Consider the following 1,619-nt stretch of genomic DNA (forward strand, 5'->3'; position numbering starts at 1 on the left):
CCCCCTGGCTCAGCCAGGCACTCGTCTACGGCGCCCCCACCCTGCTCGCCGGCTGGCTCCTGCTCACCATCTGGCGCCCCACCAAGGACCCGGAGAACGAGGAGACCCCGGCCGACCCGGGGGCGGCACGGCCGTGCTGAGCGCCCTGGTGGTCGACGCCGCCGGCTGCAGCCGGATCGCGGACCTGCTCCGCCTGTTCGGCTGGGACGTCCGGGAGGCCACCGGCACCCGGGACGCCCTCGGGCTGGCGCGCCGCCACGAGTTCGACCTCGTGGTGGCCGATCTCGCCGCCGGTGCGGCCGAGGGTGCCGCCCTGCTCCGCCGCCTCCGGCTCGTGGGCTGCCGGGCCCACCTCCTCACGGTCGCCGGCGAGGCCACCACGGAGGACCGGGCCGCAGTCGCAGCCGCCGGCGCACTGGCGTGCCTGCCGAAACCGGTCGACGCCGGCCTGCTGCTGGACTTCCTGCGCGGCCGGGCCGGCGGACCGGACACCGCCGGGATCCTCGAGGAGATCCGCGAGGTCGGCGACCTGCACGACGAGGACGTCGACGCCGACCTCATGGACCGGCTGCAGGAGCTCTACGCCAGCGCCCTGCCGGGCCGGCTCTCCGCGATCGCGGACGGCGCCCGCACGGGGAACGCGCCGGCGCTCGCCGCAGCCTCGACCGCCCTTGCCGGGACCAGCGCCCAGCTCGGCCACCCCGACGTGGCGGCGGTCTGCCAGGCGATCACCCAGGACGCCCGGCGCGGCATCCTCGCCCACGATCTGGTCGTCGAGCTGCACGCGGTGGCCGGCGCCTGATCCTCCGGCCTCGCCGGAGATCCGCGGTTCTCTTGCGTCATTCTTGCGGCTCGCGGGCGGGTGACCTGCGGTTCGGTCCCCAGAGTCATCGGTGTCGCCGGAACACCCTGTTCCGGCCCTCCCCGATGCAGGAGACGCTGAAGATGAGCAAGAAGACCCGCACCAGCACCGCCCGCAAGGTCGTCGGTTCCCTCGGCGTGATCGGCACCGCCGCCGCGGTCGCCGGCCTGGGCACCTTCGGCACCTTCACCGACTCGACCGCCCCGGTCTCCACCCAGGTGCAGTCCGGCACGGTCAGCATCGACCTGGCCCAGGGCCCGATCGCGATCCCGGCCAGCACGACCGGCTTCGTCCCCGGCGACACGATGAGCCGCCTCGTGACCCTCCGGAACGACGGCGGCTCGGCGTTGTCCTCGGTCACCCTGAGCGTCACGCCCTCGAAGTCGAACGTGCTGACCACCGACAAGACCAATGGCCTCCAGCTGTCGCTGCAGGCCTGCTCCGGCACCTGGACGCAGGGCGGCGCACCGAACGCCCCGACCTACACCTGCACGAACGGCACCACGCGGAACCTCGTGGCCCCGGGTGGAGTCGCCCGCACCAACGAGGCCCTGGTGACCCCGGCCAGCCTCAACCCCGGCGGCGCGGACCAGCTCGTCTTCACCATCTCGCTGCCGACCTCGGCGAACAACAACTTCCAGGGCCTGGACACCCAGCTGTCACTGGTCTTCGAGGGCACGCAGCGCAACGGCACCGCGCGCTGAGCCCCGCCCCGAGCTGACCGACCGGAGAACCCGCCATGACCGCCGTCCTCCCC

2 protein-coding genes are annotated in these 1,619 nt (G+C 73.7%); both read left to right on the forward strand.

Translation table 11 applies throughout. The annotated features are described in order from the left end of the window. Positions 1–133 precede the first annotated feature (133 nt). The gene (locus tag BMZ50_RS23480) at positions 134–802 is read left to right on the forward strand and encodes a response regulator (RefSeq protein WP_177212969.1); all 669 of its coding nucleotides are present in this window, start codon (positions 134–136) and stop codon (positions 800–802) included. A gap of 143 nt (positions 803–945) precedes the next feature. Continuing rightward, on the forward strand, positions 946–1,566 hold the full coding sequence (locus BMZ50_RS23485) for a TasA family protein (RefSeq protein ID WP_177212970.1): 621 nt from the start codon (positions 946–948) through the stop codon (positions 1,564–1,566). Positions 1,567–1,619: the final 53 nt, after the last annotated feature.

It is taken from the genome of Geodermatophilus ruber (genome assembly GCF_900114385.1).
In the GTDB taxonomy this organism is placed as follows: Bacteria; Actinomycetota; Actinomycetes; order Mycobacteriales; family Geodermatophilaceae; genus Geodermatophilus; species Geodermatophilus ruber.

Coding starts and splice junctions, on each gene's coding strand:
- BMZ50_RS23485 (WP_177212970.1), top strand. CDS start 946: ATGAGCAAGAAGACCCGCACCAGCACCGCCCGCAAGGTCGTCGGTTCC.